This window comes from Maribacter ulvicola (assembly GCF_900155985.1).
Lineage (GTDB): Bacteria > Bacteroidota > Bacteroidia > Flavobacteriales > Flavobacteriaceae > Maribacter > Maribacter ulvicola.
The window spans coordinates 88,935-104,791 of sequence record NZ_FTMA01000010.1; the positions used below are offsets into that span (position 1 = coordinate 88,935).

General features: G+C 36.0%; 15 protein-coding genes. 3 read left to right on the forward strand and 12 right to left on the reverse strand.

Annotated features, from left to right (window positions below):
* Positions 1-44 precede the first annotated feature (44 nt).
* Both BW936_RS17860 and BW936_RS19680 read right to left on the reverse strand, forming a co-directional pair.
* Positions 45-1,268 (reverse strand): TolB family protein, encoded by a 1,224-nt coding sequence (locus BW936_RS17860; RefSeq protein WP_076550917.1) that lies wholly within the window; start codon positions 1,266-1,268, stop codon positions 45-47.
* Between the two features lie 157 nt (positions 1,269-1,425).
* A complete protein-coding gene (locus BW936_RS19680) occupies positions 1,426-1,569 on the reverse strand; it encodes a hypothetical protein (RefSeq protein ID WP_159439037.1) in 144 nt (47 codons plus the stop codon).
* A gap of 239 nt (positions 1,570-1,808) precedes the next feature.
* On the opposite strand from BW936_RS19680, the gene BW936_RS17865 reads away from it, so the two are divergent.
* Positions 1,809-2,261: a ferritin-like domain-containing protein gene (locus BW936_RS17865; protein ID WP_076550919.1), complete on the forward strand. Its 453-nt coding sequence runs from the start codon at positions 1,809-1,811 to the stop codon at positions 2,259-2,261.
* A gap of 176 nt (positions 2,262-2,437) precedes the next feature.
* On the opposite strand, the gene hpf is transcribed toward BW936_RS17865, so the two are convergent.
* From hpf to sbnA, 5 genes are all read right to left on the reverse strand, one after another.
* Entirely contained in the window at positions 2,438-2,740 is a 303-nt protein-coding gene (hpf, locus tag BW936_RS17870; protein WP_076550921.1) for a ribosome hibernation-promoting factor, HPF/YfiA family, read from the reverse strand.
* Between the two features lie 103 nt (positions 2,741-2,843).
* Complete coding sequence (locus BW936_RS17875; protein ID WP_076550923.1) at positions 2,844-3,242, reverse strand: VOC family protein; 399 nt, start codon at positions 3,240-3,242, stop codon at positions 2,844-2,846.
* A gap of 83 nt (positions 3,243-3,325) precedes the next feature.
* Positions 3,326-4,795 carry a type III PLP-dependent enzyme domain-containing protein gene (locus BW936_RS17880; protein ID WP_084182134.1) on the reverse strand — a complete coding sequence of 490 codons (1,470 nt, stop codon included), beginning with the start codon at positions 4,793-4,795 and terminating at the stop codon, positions 3,326-3,328.
* On the reverse strand, positions 4,770-6,587 hold the full coding sequence (locus BW936_RS17885; RefSeq protein WP_076550925.1) for an FAD/NAD(P)-binding protein: 1,818 nt from the start codon (positions 6,585-6,587) through the stop codon (positions 4,770-4,772). The genes BW936_RS17880 and BW936_RS17885 overlap by 26 nt, the downstream gene beginning before the upstream one ends.
* 3 nt (positions 6,588-6,590) lie before the next feature.
* On the reverse strand, positions 6,591-7,604 hold the full coding sequence (sbnA, locus tag BW936_RS17890) for a 2,3-diaminopropionate biosynthesis protein SbnA (protein ID WP_076550927.1): 1,014 nt from the start codon (positions 7,602-7,604) through the stop codon (positions 6,591-6,593).
* Positions 7,605-7,946: 342 nt separating this feature from the next.
* Here sbnA and BW936_RS17895 point away from each other — a divergent pair, with 342 nt between their 5' ends.
* Together BW936_RS17895 and BW936_RS17900 are read left to right on the forward strand one after the other, a co-directional pair.
* On the forward strand, positions 7,947-8,411 hold the full coding sequence (locus BW936_RS17895; protein ID WP_076550928.1) for a (2Fe-2S)-binding protein: 465 nt from the start codon (positions 7,947-7,949) through the stop codon (positions 8,409-8,411).
* A 46-nt stretch (positions 8,412-8,457) separates the two neighbouring features.
* Positions 8,458-10,662 (forward strand): xanthine dehydrogenase family protein molybdopterin-binding subunit, encoded by a 2,205-nt coding sequence (locus tag BW936_RS17900; RefSeq protein ID WP_076550930.1) that lies wholly within the window; start codon positions 8,458-8,460, stop codon positions 10,660-10,662.
* 70 nt (positions 10,663-10,732) lie between these two features.
* On the opposite strand, the gene BW936_RS17905 is transcribed toward BW936_RS17900, so the two are convergent.
* The 5 genes from BW936_RS17905 to BW936_RS17925 all read right to left on the reverse strand — a co-directional run bounded on the left by BW936_RS17905 (position 10,733) and on the right by BW936_RS17925 (position 15,832).
* Complete coding sequence (locus BW936_RS17905; RefSeq protein ID WP_143744218.1) at positions 10,733-11,611, reverse strand: DUF6268 family outer membrane beta-barrel protein; 879 nt, start codon at positions 11,609-11,611, stop codon at positions 10,733-10,735.
* 109 nt (positions 11,612-11,720) lie between these two features.
* Entirely contained in the window at positions 11,721-13,196 is a 1,476-nt protein-coding gene (mqo, locus tag BW936_RS17910; protein ID WP_076550934.1) for a malate dehydrogenase (quinone), read from the reverse strand.
* A 127-nt stretch (positions 13,197-13,323) separates the two neighbouring features.
* On the reverse strand, positions 13,324-14,649 hold the full coding sequence (locus tag BW936_RS17915; protein ID WP_244156268.1) for a DUF3570 domain-containing protein: 1,326 nt from the start codon (positions 14,647-14,649) through the stop codon (positions 13,324-13,326).
* Between the two features lie 17 nt (positions 14,650-14,666).
* Entirely contained in the window at positions 14,667-14,879 is a 213-nt protein-coding gene (locus BW936_RS17920; protein WP_076550938.1) for a DUF4266 domain-containing protein, read from the reverse strand.
* A complete protein-coding gene (locus tag BW936_RS17925) occupies positions 14,876-15,832 on the reverse strand; it encodes an FAD:protein FMN transferase (RefSeq protein ID WP_084182135.1) in 957 nt (318 codons plus the stop codon). Before BW936_RS17925 ends, BW936_RS17920 begins: the two co-directional genes overlap by 4 nt.
* Positions 15,833-15,857: the final 25 nt, after the last annotated feature.

Here is a 15,857-nt window from a genome sequence, read left to right on the forward strand (position 1 = left end):
AATTTGAATTTGTCTATGAATTGGGGGAAATGAATAATGGGTGGTTATTCATCTTCAAATACAGAACTGGAATACTGCGTCTGTCTTTCTGAGTTGAATGCTTCTAAGAAGCGATCATCTCTATCTTTATCATTTATAGGCTTATCGTTTAAGTTAAAAGCTACATTCTGTGTATGCTTCCCTTTTGCCATTCTATTTGATACTACGTAACCAGAACCATCGCCCTGCAATAGGTTCACGGAATATTCATCATAGGAACTATTTATTGTGTTGCCCATGTTTACCGTAAGACCAACACTACGTTGACCAACTTCTACCATATACACATCTAAACCTCCGTAACCTTCTCTACCGTCTGAAGCAAAAACCAAGCTACCGTTAGAAATTGGATTTGGGTGCACATCATTCTTTGCCGTATTTACTTTTGAGCCCAAGTTCTTAGCTTGACCTAACATTCCGTTTTTTTGAATAGTAGCTACGTAAATATCATATTCTCCGTAGGTGCCTGGCATGTTAGATGCAAAAAATAAACGACTACCATCTGGCGAAACTGCAGGGTGCTTGGCAGAATAATCTCCGGGGCATACGGCCACTTCCGTAATCTTTTTCCACTGACCACCTACTCTATCGGCTTTATAAATTTTGTGTATTTCTTTTTTTTTAGAGAACATACCGGTAACCGGCTTGCGGTACGTAGTCTTACTATAGTATGCCGTGTTACCACCATTGGTCAATGCAACCGGAGCGGCATACTCACCCGTAGTTTTTAACGGACTAGCATGGTTAGATGCCAACTCTTTTTGACTACCTTGATCGTTCCACGGTAAAAAATTTCTTCCATGATTAGATGTTAAACGAGACGGCATAGTACTTGTCATCTTATAATCATCTTTCACTAATTCTGTCCAATTTTCATCTGCAATTTCATTCTGGACTTCTTTGCCTAATTGAGATACCGCATGATCAAATCTTTTCTGATAGCTTCTTTTTAAAGTACCATCTTCAGAGATCTCCATAAGTCTACCATACCAGTATAACGCATTCGCATATTTTTTCGTTAGAAAATTAGCATTACCTAAATCTTCAAAGATTTCTTTATCAGAAAAACCAAGTGTCTTTAGTTTGTTATAATTCTCTGTACGATTGACTACTTCAGTAACCTTTCTTTGTTGAAAACTGGTACCGTTGTCATTGTAGGCCAAATCTTGGCAATAACCCATGGTTGCCATACAAGCAAATAAAATGCTCATTTTAATTGAATTGTTCATATTACTAGATTTTGGGGATTAATACTTCAAAGGTCTAGTAATCCATTCAATTAGTTATTAATAAAAATTCATAGGTTTTATAATAATCTGTAAATCAACCTGTTTAATTAACTTATGTTAAGTACTGTAAATCAATAAGTTAACGCTAATAAACTAATTATTTTGATACCTGTTTGTTTTTTTTCTTTTCTGAATAATAGGTATAGCCCAAATAAGCCAGTTGCAACCCTACAGCTGCCATTTTCAATTTTTTACTTCTTACTAACATTTTTACTACTCCAAATAATGGTGATAAACTCATAATCTTTTTTTTTAGTCCACTCTAAAATAACAGGAACTTACTTTAAGGGTTGACTCTATCCGCTGAAAATGTTGGCCAATTACTTTCCCTAAGGCTACTATTCATTAGGTATTTTGGTTTGTTGAATACAGCAAAACTACTATGGTATATAGTCAAGGTAACTTACCTAATACAAGTACCTTGGAAACAACATAGAATTTTTTAATCATAGGTATAACAGCCTAATAACACATAATTATATGAATACCGATATAAAGAAAATTGAAGATAGCCTTAAGGACTTGGTCAGTAAAAATGAGGATGCCATTAAGGGTTTTGAAAAAGCAGCTGAAAATGCCAAACAAGTAGGTATTAAAAGTTACTTTGAAAAAAAAGTTGTGGATCGCATGCAGTTCTTAAGAGAATTAAGGGCATCTGTACCAGAATTAGATTTGGGAAGAGTTGAAATTGAAGGTAGCGCTGCCGGTACTTTGCATAGAACATGGATGGATGTTAAGGCATTCTTTGCAGAAGATAATGACGAGGCAATGTTAGAAGAAGCTGTAAGAGGTGATAAAGCGGCAATTAATGACTATGGTAATGCTTTAGCAGAAACTATGATGCCTCCTCGTTTAAAAGAAGTCATCAGAGCACAGAAGGAAAGTTTACAAAATGACCTGGAAACTTCTGAGATACTAGAAAATCATAAATAAAAATTATTACCAAAACTTAAAGCCCTTGTAAACTACAAGGGCTTTTTTTATTCAAATTTAACCTATATCTTATTTCTTTGGGCAAATCTTGACTGTTTAGCCCGCTTTTGCTTCAACCAATTCGTATAGAATTTTTTACCAAAATAAAGTATCAATGCTTTTTTCATAATTGTGTATTAATAGGCTGTCATCTTATCTTTTCTCTTTTTCAGTTGCCTTTCCAATTCACTGACCGATTCAATAACCGACTCTTCAAAATTTTCATTACTTGCTTCAGCGAAAATTCTTGGACCTGGTAGACTTAAACGAATGTTACAAATCATACCTGTTTCATCAGACGAGGTGTTTTCTTGTTTTAAAAATACATCTGCTCTAATAATGTCATTGAACTTCTGGTGAAGTCTATTCAACTTCTCTTCTGCAAAACTTTCTAATCTTTGACTAGCGGTAACGCCGTCATATTCATATATAATGTCCATATTTTTTGTTTTAATTTAAAATAGAGGCACAACTCCAGTAAGTTTTGCCTCGCTATTTTAATATACTATATCTAGAAGTTTTAATTACTCCATAAAGAGTAATCTACTTATCTACATTTACCATCCATCCTATTCCAAAACGGTCTGTACATCTACCAAAATGTCCCCATTCACGTTCTCTAAATTCGTGATGTACTTGACCGCCACTAGACAAATCGCTAAACAATTGCTTTCCTTCATTCAAGTCATCCAAATCAACGCTCATGTTAATTTGGTTACCACTGTTCAATGGCGTATCTGGCGCAGCATCATAGGCCATAAAATGTACTCCACTACCTTTTAATTCTGCGTGTTGCAATTTTTGGCGAAAAGACGAAGGAACATCAATTTTCTTATCCTCATAGGTTTGTTTGTTTTTGATGTCTGCGTTAAACAATTTTGCGTAGAAGTTCAAAGCTTCTTGACAATTGCCGTTAAAGGCTAAATATGCTTGTATTTTCATGATATTTTGTTTTTTTACAATGTACCCAATACCTCATATTTGCCTTGTCTTAAAAGACTTAGTTATTAATGCATTTCAAAATACTATTCTAGCACAATCTTCTGATCATCTATAAATTGAAAAAACGATAATTTTTCATTTGAACCTGTAAATATTAAATTGGTAGATAGCTCAAAAAGATGTGCTTCGGTTTCAAAAAAGTGCATCATATAACCCGCGGTATTTACAAAAGCTACATACTCCCCAATTGCCGGTAATCTTGGCAGAGTCATTTTTCGTTTTAACAATACATCTCTTTCCAAACAATAAGCTCCTGTAAAAAATACATCTACATTTTCGTTTTCTTCAACTTCAGAATTGTACAGCATAAATGGGTCTAATAGAAAATCTGCGCTAGAGCTCATCATTTGGCTCATGTTCATTTCTAACCCAACCAGCCACTGCCCTTTGGCATCTTTTTTTCTGTGGATGACCTTCGCAACCGTCATACCTACTTGATCCAAAAGTGATCTACCGGGTTCAATACGGATTTCAATATCATTTTCCCTTAATAATGATGCAACCGATAACCCAGATGCATCATCCATATAATCTAGCACCTCTTTTATAAATGAACCTTTGTTTATTTTATTGAAAAACGGGTAGGTATTCAGCTTACCTCTCAACTTGCCTTCTTCTAGTCTAAAACCTAGACCATTATCGTTGAATGTAATATTATTGCTCTGCTCTACAACTGCCTTCTTTAAATTTTCATTGAAGGCCAACCACTCTTTTTCTTCTTCTAGATAATTCATCAAAATTCCTCCGCCTATATCTATGAACGAGACAGGATATCCTTTTTCTTTCAAAGTTGAAATAATGTTTATACTTGCTATTAAACTTACACTTCGCTGCTGCGTAGAATACCCATCTAAATGAAAATGTAATCCTGTTACCGCTAACATATCAAAGGTTTTATGTTCACCAACATATGAGGATACAAAATCGATTACATCATCCACATCAAAACCAAAACGACTGTACAGTTTTTCTTCGTCAACCTCAAAGCCACTAATTCTAAAACCTACATTTGCCTTCTTACCCATTCTTTTGGCAACTGCCTGTGTTAACACACATTCATCTTCGTTGTCCAAAATAATGGGCACTCCTTTTTCTATGGCCAATTCTATTTGAGGTGTTGTTTTTATCGCTGCCGTCAATACCAAATTCTTAGCATTTCCGCCCAATGCTAAAGACTGTTCCAATTCTTTTAAACTAGCAGTATCTACACCTATACTAGATGCAAATGCTTGTTTTACCAAGCCTTTAGATTTGTTAGCCTTTCTGGCGTAAAAGATTCTGTATTTTAATCCGTAAGATTCAAAAACCTGTTTGTAGTTTTCGCAATTCTGATTGAATGATGGTAAATGATGTATGTTTATGGGCGAACCATAGCGCTCAACCAGACCTTTAACAACAGCTTGATCATTAAATAGTTCATGCATCCAACCAGAGGTCTTTGGAGTCAGTTGATATTTAGGCTTTCCTTTACAATACATTTTCTTCTCTTTCATAGTTTTCAGTGCTTCCGTCTTTCTTATTAATTGCCTCACAGGTAGCTTTTGCCCAAACAGTTGCAAAATCGTTTCGGGTTCTTGACAACGTATCATTGTCACAAGTGATGCCTTCTGTAGGGGTTCCATAAAAAGAAATAGTAGTGTTTATAGTACCGTCTTCATTTATGGCATTCCCATCTTTATTAATTGCTACACAGCCAGGTTTATAACCTGCCTTTAATTTATTTTCAAATTCACGGATAAGTCCGTTCTTTAATAAATTCTGATATAACTCATTTTCAAATTCGCCTTCCTTTGCTCTTGAAATAGTTGCGTTTATACTATAATTTATATCGGTTTCTTTTCCGTTTTCTAAGTATAGACTAAAATTGTTTTTAGATTCGTTTCTAGTAATACTTGCAGATTTAACATAGGTAAAATCTAAAATACCTGCTTTACACAGAGCCAATATTTTTTGCATGTTCTTAACTGGCGGACCGTATGATAGGCGATTGAACAAGCCAAAATAATACGAATCAAACTTCTTATGCGAAACCGCATCCAAGCCTCCAAAACTATAGAGTTCATTAAAAATAGGACTTATTTTACGCCATGTAGCTACGGCTGCCATGAACGGACTTTTATCTTCACCTGCTTTAGCTTCATCAATTAAGAATTGGATGTAAACTTGTATTACAACTGTTGATAATACGGACTCATCCCTAAACGGATTGATTATAGTCTCCCAATTAAAAACCGGACATTCAGGATAATCTTCATGAAAATATTGCACCTGATTTTCCATAACCGTAAAATCATCATCAAAATAAAATTGATGACCATAATTCTTAAACAATACACTGTAGTACGTAAAATAAAATTCTTTCTTAATCAAAGGCAATATCGTACAACTAAAACTAATAGGTCTATTTTGTTTTAATTCTGCTATAACCGCTTCGGTAAAAAAATACAATTGGGCATCTGATGTAGGTGAGCCGTTTCTTGGAACCATGGGCAAACCTGTTCTTGAAAACGGATAAATTTTGTAAGGCTCTTCTCCCGATGAAAAATATTTTAAAACGCCCTTATCATTCTTCTTAAATTTACCTCCCTTGCCCTCTGTCAACGCTAAAATTGCATCTATAGCTGTTAGCCCAAAACCTTTTATAGCAACCAAAGATGCTGCTGATACAGATTTTAATTTTTCATTGGTAGGATATATAAAATCAATCCTATTACCAAAAGTTTCACTAATAGGTTTTTGAGCTTTAAAGGAATGGTGACCCGTTGTAAAAAGAATATTATTACAGGCAACAATATCTTGTTCCCCGGTTTTCCTATCCGTATAAAACACGTGGTAATCTTCGTTTTGCTGTATCATATTGGTCACCCTACCAATGTGGGCAACTACCACTACATTCTTTGGTAATTGTTCTAACACCATTTGATAACAATCTGATAAATAACCACCTACAAGAGACCTAGGTGCATATTTTCCCGGAGCCGCATTGGCATGACCTTTTGCCGTCAACCACGTTACAAAATCCGGTGTTGCACTAGCCATTGAAAAAGGCTCTTGTACTACCCAACTATTGATATTACGGTTGGCATAATTCATTATTAGATACGCTGGCTGGTCTGTTCTATATACATCGCCAGATGCCAAAAATGCCGTAGTATTGAATATATGAATTTGTATCGTACTTGAAACTTTAGCTTCATTTAAATACGCTACCAATCTTTCAAAACCGTAAAATCCCTTAGGTCCAAAACCTATAATACCAACCTTATATGTATTATTGTCATTCATATATTATGCTACCTGCCAACCTCCTAACGGCGTAAAAGCGTTTCTACTTTCCGGTAATTCCTTTAGCAACCAGTCTTGATCGTAAATAGTATCTAAATAGCGTTCACCCCGATCACATAAGAACAAAGCACAATTACTCCCCGCTTCTATTTTTTTGCTGTACTTATTAACGGCACTGATCATACCGCCAGAAGAACCTCCACATAAAATAGATTCATTTTCCAACAACGACCAACAGCCTCTTGCACAATCCACATCATCAACATATACATGATCGTGAATCTTGTTAATGTTTAAAAATTGAGAAGGTACACCTGCCCCATGACCCGGAATTAATCGCTTTAAAGGCGGACCACCAAAAAGCACACTACCCACCGCATCTACAGCTATAATTTTAGTATTTAGATTATGTTCAACGATATAATCTGCACAGCCCATTAATGTACCGCACGTGCTTGTAGCAACAAATAGGTAATCTAATTTACCATGTAGTGCATCCATAATTTCCGTCATGGTTTGATGATGCGTTAACGGATTATCTTGATTGCCATATTGATTGGACCAAAAGCTATTGGGAATTGTATCTAGCAAATGTTGTACTTTTTCTAAACGTGCACCTAAATAACCTCCATCGTCTTTTGGTTTGGTTACCTTTTCTATACGTACACCGTAAGTTCTAAGAATCTTTTCTGTATGTGAATTCAATTTTGGATCTACCACCACAATTAAATGAAGTCCAAAATGCAGACAAACTTGTGCTAAACCTACGGCCATATTGCCAGAGCTAGACTCTACAACCGTATCTCCCTTTTTTATTTTACCTTCATCTAAAGCTTTTTGGATCATAAATAAGGAAGTCCTGTCCTTTATACTTCCGGCAGGGTTTGCGGCTTCTAACTTACCAAAGAGCTTATAATTGCTGTTCTTATTGATATTAGAAAGTTTTATTAAAGGTGTTTTACCAACGGTATCTATAATTGATTTAGAAATTGAGGTGGCTATATTTTGGGTAATCATATGTTTTATTTTCATCCAAATGCCGTCAAAAACAATTGGTTATTTACTATAGATAAAAATATATTGATGAACACTCTTACAATATCACGATAGATAAATTAAATAACTCTTTCCGTTTATAAGTTAAAAAGCAGCAGTGATAAGGGTCAAAACCTATCTAAATTGAATTGTATTTATCAATTATTTAGAAAATGGATAAATTCTTTAGACATTGATCCAATAGCGCTATTTTAGATGTCAAAGTTTAGCAACGTAAACTTTAAGAGTATTTGTTGCCAAATCAATCAAATAAATCTAAAAAAATCCCTAATTTCAAGCAACTCAATCAAATAGCAAAAACGAATGGCAAATTTCAGTGTAAAAGTTAATGGAGAAATTAAAGATATAGATGTAGACCCCTCTACACCAATGCTTTGGGTATTACGAGATCATTTAAAATTAGTAGGCACAAAATTTGGCTGCGGTATTGCACAATGTGGCGCATGTACGGTTCACTTAGGTGATAATGCAGTACGTTCATGCCAGCTGCCGATCTCTGCCGTTGGTGAGCAATCTATTACTACCATTGAAGGACTTTCAGAAAACGGAGATCACCCAGTACAAAAGGCGTGGTTAGAAGAAGATGTGTACCAGTGTGGGTATTGCCAAGCCGGACAAATAATGAACGCCAGTGCATTTTTAAAACGAAATCCTAATCCTACGGACACTGAAATTGAAGATGCTATGAACGGTAATATCTGTCGTTGTGGCACGTATACGCGAATAAAGAAAGCAATTAAAAATGCTTCAAGTATTTCTAACGCGTAATTATAACCCCAAAATTTGGGGATTTTAACCTTCAAAAAAGATACAAATGACACTCATTAAAACAACATATAATAGACGTTCTTTTTTAAAAAGTAGTACACTTGCAGGTGGCGGTATGATTTTAGGATTCAGCTGGTTGGCTTCTTGCAAACCCAGCCCTGAACAAGTTAGCAACATACCAAAAGAATGGTTTGACATCAATGCTTTTCTAAAAATTGGTGATAATGGTACGGTAACGATCATGTCTCCAAACCCAGAAATTGGACAGAATGTAAAAACGTCTATGCCCATGATCGTTGCCGATGAACTTGGTGTAGATTGGAAAAATGTAATTGTAGAACAGGCTCCTTTAAATACAGATATTTTTCAAAGACAATTAGCAGGTGGTAGCCAATCTATCCGTGCTGGTTGGTCAGGACTAAGAATGGCCGGTGCTACTGCCAGACATATGTTAGTGGCTGCAGCTGCCGATACTTGGCAGGTTAATGCTTCTGAAATTACCGTGGACAACGGAGTTATTAGTCACGCAACATCTAACAATTCTGCCGGTTTCGGTGACATGGCTTCAAAAGCTGCAACAATGTCTATTCCCGAAGAGGTTCAACTGAAAGAAACCGCTGATTTTAGTATTATAGGGACAGATAAAAGAAACGTGGACGGACCAAATATTGTTACCGGTAAACCTTTGTTCGGTATAGATATTCAAGAGGAAGGAATGATGATCGCCATGATCGTGCATCCGCCTGCTTTTGGATTGACCTATAAATCTATGAATGCCAATGCTATAAAATCTATGCCCGGTATTAAAGATGTTTTTCCTATTGATGTTTATAAAGACGATACAGAAAGGCAATGGTCAGATGCTGGTTCTATTGACAAATTAGTTGCCATTGTTGGCGAAAGTACTTGGCAATGTATGCAAGCTAAAAAGGCTTTAAACGTGGAATGGGAAGAAACATCCGCTTTAGAAAGTACCAAAGGGCATGATGAAGCGTTGACAAAATTAATGAATACATCTTCTAAAGAACCTGCGCGTAAAGATGGTAATGTGGCCAGTGCATTTAAAAAAGCCAATCAAATAATAGAACGTACGTATAGTGCTCCATTTTTGGCACACAATACCATGGAACCTATGAACTTTTATGCAGATGTAACCGCTGAAAGAGCTTTGTTCAACGGACCTATACAGACTCCGGAGTTTTTAGAAAAAACCTTGGCATCCAGATTAGGTATGCCAGTGGAGAAAATTGATATAAAAATGAGCCGTATGGGTGGCGGATTTGGTCGTCGTCTCTATGGTACTTTTGGCGTAGAAGCTGCGGTGATTTCGCAACATATGCAAGCTCCCATAAAGTTGGTGTACACTCGTGAAGATGACATGACCCAAGGCACCTACCGCCCTACCTATAAAGTAAAGTATAAGGCGGGGCTAGATAAAGAAGGAAACTTAATTGCCTGGCATGTAAAAGGTGCAGGATCCAATGATGATCTACTTTTTGAAAATAGATTTCCGGCAGGAGCAGTAGATAATTATTTGGCAGAAAAATTTAGTTTAGAAACCAATGTTACTACAGGGGCATGGCGCGCGCCACGTTCTAACTTTGTTGCTGGTGCCGAACAAGCATTTTTAGATGAAGTTGCCGAAGCAGCAGGGAAAGACCCAATTGAATTTAGATTGGAATTGTTTGATAGGGCGATAAAAAACCCGGTTGGCAATCCTGAAAAAAATGACTATGATCCAGTGCGGTATGCGGGCGTTTTAAAATTAGTAAGAGATAAAGCAGATTGGGACGGCAGTCAGAAAAACGGAACTGCAAGAGGAGTTTCTGCATACTACTGCCATAACTCTTATGTGGCACAAGTTCTGGACCTGAACAATGATTCAAAATCACCTAAGGTAGATAAGGTATGGTGTGCCGTAGATTGCGGAATAGTCATTAACCCTATGGCTGCAAAAAATCAAATTGAAGGCGGTATCATTGACGGTATAGGTCACGCTACTTACAGTGAAATGACATTTAAAGACGGGCAGCCACAACACAAAAATTTTGATACCTATCGCTTAATAAGACATAAAGAAGCACCTAAGAAAATAGAAACTTATTTTGTAGATAACGGTATTGACCCAACCGGATTAGGAGAACCATCTTTACCACCAATAATCGGTGCCCTTGCAAATGCCCTCTATAAATCTACAGGTCAAAGACATTATAAACAACCGTTCATTACAGAAAAACCTGTAATAGGTTAAGGTCCTTATGCTATTGTAGAATGGAAACGCCGTAATTTAAGATTGCGGCGTTTTTAATATATAGCCTTAATTATATTTTAAACCTTAATACTGCCCTAAAATAACTTCTAGAATCATTGTCTATAGTAAGCAAGGTGTTATTTCTACCATCTTTTAATTTATTATTTAGATTAAAATTATATGCGGCGCGTAAATCTAATTGTAAGTGATCGGTAAAATGAAACTCATATTGCAAACCACCGTTGACCAAAGACATGTTTATTAGTTCAGCGTATTCATTACCGTTCACCAAAGCGCCATTTTGAATATTTGAAGTAAAACCATCTAATTGTGCGTATAATTTAAAACGATGCCTATCTGATAGATGATATTGTAAATTAGTCTTAGGAATACCAATATTAAATGACCAATCTGGTCTAAATTTCTCATAATAGCTAATGAATGGTAGCGGAAATACGTACCCCCTATTTTGAGAATAAGATAAACCAAGTATTAAACGAGAAGGTTTATCTGTATAGTTTTCAAATTTCTTAATAAAAACCACATCTCCTGAAAACACCAAATCATTCGCATTTAAAGTTTTAGCAGCATTATTAGTACTTATACCCGGTTGAAATCTCACTCCTAATCTCCATCCTTTTTTTAAGGGTTTTGTAAATCCAATAGTGAAATCTAAAAGTTTAAAATCATTTAATAACTCCCTATCAAAAGGCAACATATCATCTTTAAACCTCAGGTGAACATTACTATAATCTACCCCTAAAAACAAATACTGTCCTTCTTTGTTGAGTTTTAAAGGATAATTGAAGAGAAAACGTGACCTCGTATATTCCACATCTGATCCTTTATTGGGTATATATGTAAAATCTAGGCGCGCTAAATCACTTAATTGCGCATGTGAGGCAATGCTATATGTGATGAAAAAAAATAAAAATAATCTAACTCGCATCTTTTGTTTATGGTTTGTGTACTGAAAAAAGGGTAATGCAAGTACTGTATTTTTATTGTACTGATTTAGTGATAATAAGCATAAAATTGACTTAAATAAAATGGCGCGATTATAATTCAAGAATTCTGGTAACTCTTTTAAGCTCTGTATCAAACATATTTTTAGTGATCTTTTTCTTATAAAAAGGAACCATTTTATTCAATTGTGTTTTCCCTGTTTTTGATGTTATTAATTCAGGATATATTTTATCAAGCACATCTAACATTATTCTTACAGAAGTGGATGCCCCTGGTGACGCACCTAATAGACAGGTAATTCTACCATCTTCACTACTTACTACCTGTGTACCAAACTCTAACGACCCTCCTTCAAAATCATCTTTCTTAATGGTCTGAACCCGCTGGCCTGCAACTACTATCTCCCAATCTTCGTTCTTGGCATCTTTAACGAATTCTCGGAGCGATTTCATTCGATCATCAAAACTCATGGCCACTTGTTCTATCAAATATTTTGTCAATGGTAGATTATGCCAAAATACACCCCACATAGCTGGTATATTATTGAAGTTGATAGACTTGAACAAATCTAAATATGAACCTTCTTTTAAAAACTTAGGACTAAATCCTGCAAACGGTCCAAACAACAATTCTCTTTTTCCGTTAATATAACGTGTATCTAAATGCGGTACCGACATTGGTGGATCACCCATACCCGCTTTACTATACACCTTTGCATTATGCTGATCAATTATATCTTTATTTTTACATACCAACCACTCACCGCTTACAGGAAAGCCACCATAACCATCTTTTTCTTCTATTTCTACTTTTTGCAATAGCAATAAGCTACCACCACCAGCGCCTATAAAAACGTGCTCTGCATCTACAGTACTTTTCTTTCCCGTTTTAAGATTTTCCATTTTCACCAACCACTCTTCATCCTGATCAGGGTCAACATCTTCTACTTCAGTATTGAATAGTACTTTGGTATCATACTCTTTTTCTAGGATATCAAATAATTGCGCTGTTAGCGAGCCATAATTCATTTCTGTTCCTCTATCTATTCTAGAAGCTGCCATAACCTCATCTTCCGTTCTACCGTGCATCATTAACGGAAACCACTCTTTCATCTTTGCAATTTCTGTGGTAAACTCAATAGAATCGAACATAAAATGTTCTTTGAAAGCTTTATACCTATTTTGAAGATAATTGGCATTATCTTTCCCTTTTACCCAACTATGATGCGGCACGGGAGTAATGAATGATCTAGGATCTTTAATTAAACCTTCTTCCACCAAATAAGACCAGTATTGCTTAGAAGTTTCAAATTGGGTACAAATGTCAATTGCCTTTTTTATTTCTATTGTCCCATCTTCATTTTCTGGTGCGTAATTTAATTCACATAAAGCAGAGTGTCCAGTGCCGGCATTGTTCCATGCAGCAGAACTTTCCTGTGCCACCTTATCTAATCGTTCAACAATCAGCACTTTAAGATCTGGTTTTAATTGTTTTACCAATAATGCCAAAGTTGCGCTCATGATACCTGCGCCAACACAAATAAGGTCATATTCTTTTTTTAATTCCATCACTGTAAAAAATTATCATTAAAATAGACTTAAAAGTTAGCTATTTGAATTGGCTCATATAGAACCATTTTTAGTCTTAAACATAAAAAATGGTTCAAAGACTCCTATTTTTTAAGTGTATTACAAACTAGTCCATTACAAACTTAAACCCAGCAGTGATGATGCCGGAACTAAAAGTAGTGTTCCTATCATATTTATAGTATTTCAGATCAATACTTTTTAGACCAAATTTCCACATATGCATTTTTGTGAAAATATCTGTGTACGATACTCCCATTCCAAATTGATTTGCCGAATATTTAGATAGGTCATAATCAGAAGTATAAAAATTTTCCGTAGACAATGCTTCTTCAAACTTGTAAAAATAATCTGCTTTGCTTTGCATATAATATCTGTAAGATGGGTAAACCGTAAACCTATTGGATAATTTAATAGGCAGTTCTACACTTGCGGTGTGGGAGTTTATTCCCCAATCATCAAAATAATATCGGTAGTACGTACGCAAAACAAAAGTCTCGTTTACATACCAATTTAATCTGCCGCCTGCAGCTACCTTAAAACGGGTATTGGGTAATTGCTCTATAGCATCTGCTAATTGAAAATTCTGAACAAACGAGTCCGCAACATCTGCAAAATATATCCTCTGAAATGGTGTGCTCAGCAACCCTTCTTGCTGCACAAAATCCAAAGCCAAAGACCCCTGAAGGTTCTTACTAAGAATTTGAGAAAACCCCAACCCTACCGAATATGAATTTCTTGTTTCATCTGTAAACTTCTCAAAAGTAGGAGTATAGTCGCTATTACCTGTTATGGTTTTGTTGGAAAAAAATCCGTTCTCCAGACCATTTGCACCACTTGCAAAAGGGCGTAATTCGGTAGGATAAATAGCTGTCCAAGTGTCTAAAAACATATTTGCATTTATACGAAGTTCTGTATTCTTTTCATTGAACAATTTTGTTAATCCACCGCCAAAACCAAAAGAAAAATAATCATATTCCGATGATAGCGATAATTTACCTGAGACAATGGTATTTCTATCTTCTGAACTATGACTATATGAGCCTGTCAAATTTGTCCATACATCTGATCGAGATGCCCCTGAGCTTGCTACAAAAGGATCCGCTGGTTCATCACCATCAAATGGATCAACATTACTAGAGGATGCAGAAGTATACGCAGAAACCCCGGCATCTATAGTTAGAACATCGTCATCGCTCAGCGGTACAGACACCACGATAGTACCCGTTACATCAGTTAACTCTTCACTACCCAAACCTCCACTTACCGCCGCATTATCTCCATCCTGTGCATAATAACTGCTCAAAATATCTATCTCCGTGTTTTCTAGCACCCTTTTCTTATATGAGGTAGATGCATCTTGGTTTTGCTGAGCATAACCTATACTACAAAGGAAAAGCGCCGCAATTAATAGCCGTGATTTATAACTGTTCATTTGTTTCATCTTTTTCATTAATTACAACCGCAACCACCACCTGTTCTACCACCATTAGCGCCAACTGCCGCCTCTCTATAAGAATGCATGGTACTAACGTTTCTATCGCATTGTTTATCCTGCAATGTCATATCCGGGTCGTTAATATTCATTTTATCATACTCCTTCAACACTGTACAGCTACTACCAAAAGTTGCCAATAAAGCCACTATTAAAACTTTCTTTATCATGATTTTGATATTTCAATATTTTTTGATGTAAAGATGTTGCCTTTATCGTCTATGATAATACACGCTATATTCGGCAACTGTTCTATTCGGTTCAGTCCAACTTCTTTTCCCATGACAAATACCGATGTTGCCAAGGCATCTGCCAATTCTGCTTTGGGAGCAAAAACGGTAACGCTAATAATACCTGTTACAGGGTAACCACTACGAGGATCAATGATATGGGAAAACCTTGTATCCTTGAAGGTAACGTACTTTTCATAGTTTCCTGAAGTAACCACTGCCCCATTGGTTATTGGTAACAAAGCAAAGACCTTATTCTTATCCATAGGGTTGGTAATGGCCACCTGCCACTCTTTACCATTAGGTTGTTTTCCCCAGGTATTCATGTCACCAGATGCATTTATGATGCCCGCTACTACGCCTTTAGATTTTAACAACTCTTTTGCCCTATCTGCTGCATAGCCCTTGCCAATGGCTCCAAAACCAATTTTCATACCTACTAACTTCAGGAAGACCGTACGGTTTTCTTTATCTAATATGATATTTTGATAACCTACTTTAGAAACAGATGTTTTTATCGTAGCTTCTGTTGGCATTGCAGTCATACTACCATCAAACTTCCAGATTTTATCCATAGATGCATAACTGATATCAAAAGCACCGTCTGTTAGCTTAGAAATGCCAATTCCCCTTTGTATCAAATTGAACAATTCTGCATTAACTTTTACAGGTTTCACTCCTGCATTTCTATTAATTTCCGATGTCTGTGAATTTAAATCCCAAGAAGAAATCAACTTCTCTATTCTTGCTATTTCATTGATAGCCAAACTAATATACGAATTTCCTTCAACAGGATCTTTAGCTACGACAGTAATATCAAAACGGCTACCCATTAATTTAATGGTGCGCTTATATGGTTGTTGGGCAAATAGTTGCCCAACAACACATAGCATTAGTATGAGAAGTAGTTTCTTCAAG

Coding starts and splice junctions, on each gene's coding strand:
- BW936_RS17885 (WP_076550925.1), bottom strand. CDS start 6,587: ATGAATGACAATAATACATATAAGGTTGGTATTATAGGTTTTGGACCT.
- BW936_RS17860 (WP_076550917.1), bottom strand. CDS start 1,268: ATGAACAATTCAATTAAAATGAGCATTTTATTTGCTTGTATGGCAACC.
- BW936_RS17900 (WP_076550930.1), top strand. CDS start 8,458: ATGACACTCATTAAAACAACATATAATAGACGTTCTTTTTTAAAAAGT.
- BW936_RS17895 (WP_076550928.1), top strand. CDS start 7,947: ATGGCAAATTTCAGTGTAAAAGTTAATGGAGAAATTAAAGATATAGAT.
- hpf (WP_076550921.1), bottom strand. CDS start 2,740: ATGGACATTATATATGAATATGACGGCGTTACCGCTAGTCAAAGATTA.
- BW936_RS17865 (WP_076550919.1), top strand. CDS start 1,809: ATGAATACCGATATAAAGAAAATTGAAGATAGCCTTAAGGACTTGGTC.
- mqo (WP_076550934.1), bottom strand. CDS start 13,196: ATGGAATTAAAAAAAGAATATGACCTTATTTGTGTTGGCGCAGGTATC.
- BW936_RS17905 (WP_143744218.1), bottom strand. CDS start 11,611: ATGCGAGTTAGATTATTTTTATTTTTTTTCATCACATATAGCATTGCC.
- BW936_RS17875 (WP_076550923.1), bottom strand. CDS start 3,242: ATGAAAATACAAGCATATTTAGCCTTTAACGGCAATTGTCAAGAAGCT.
- BW936_RS17880 (WP_084182134.1), bottom strand. CDS start 4,795: ATGAAAGAGAAGAAAATGTATTGTAAAGGAAAGCCTAAATATCAACTG.
- BW936_RS17925 (WP_084182135.1), bottom strand. CDS start 15,832: ATGCTATGTGTTGTTGGGCAACTATTTGCCCAACAACCATATAAGCGC.
- BW936_RS17915 (WP_244156268.1), bottom strand. CDS start 14,649: ATGAACAGTTATAAATCACGGCTATTAATTGCGGCGCTTTTCCTTTGT.
- BW936_RS19680 (WP_159439037.1), bottom strand. CDS start 1,569: ATGAGTTTATCACCATTATTTGGAGTAGTAAAAATGTTAGTAAGAAGT.
- sbnA (WP_076550927.1), bottom strand. CDS start 7,604: ATGATTACCCAAAATATAGCCACCTCAATTTCTAAATCAATTATAGAT.
- BW936_RS17920 (WP_076550938.1), bottom strand. CDS start 14,879: ATGATAAAGAAAGTTTTAATAGTGGCTTTATTGGCAACTTTTGGTAGT.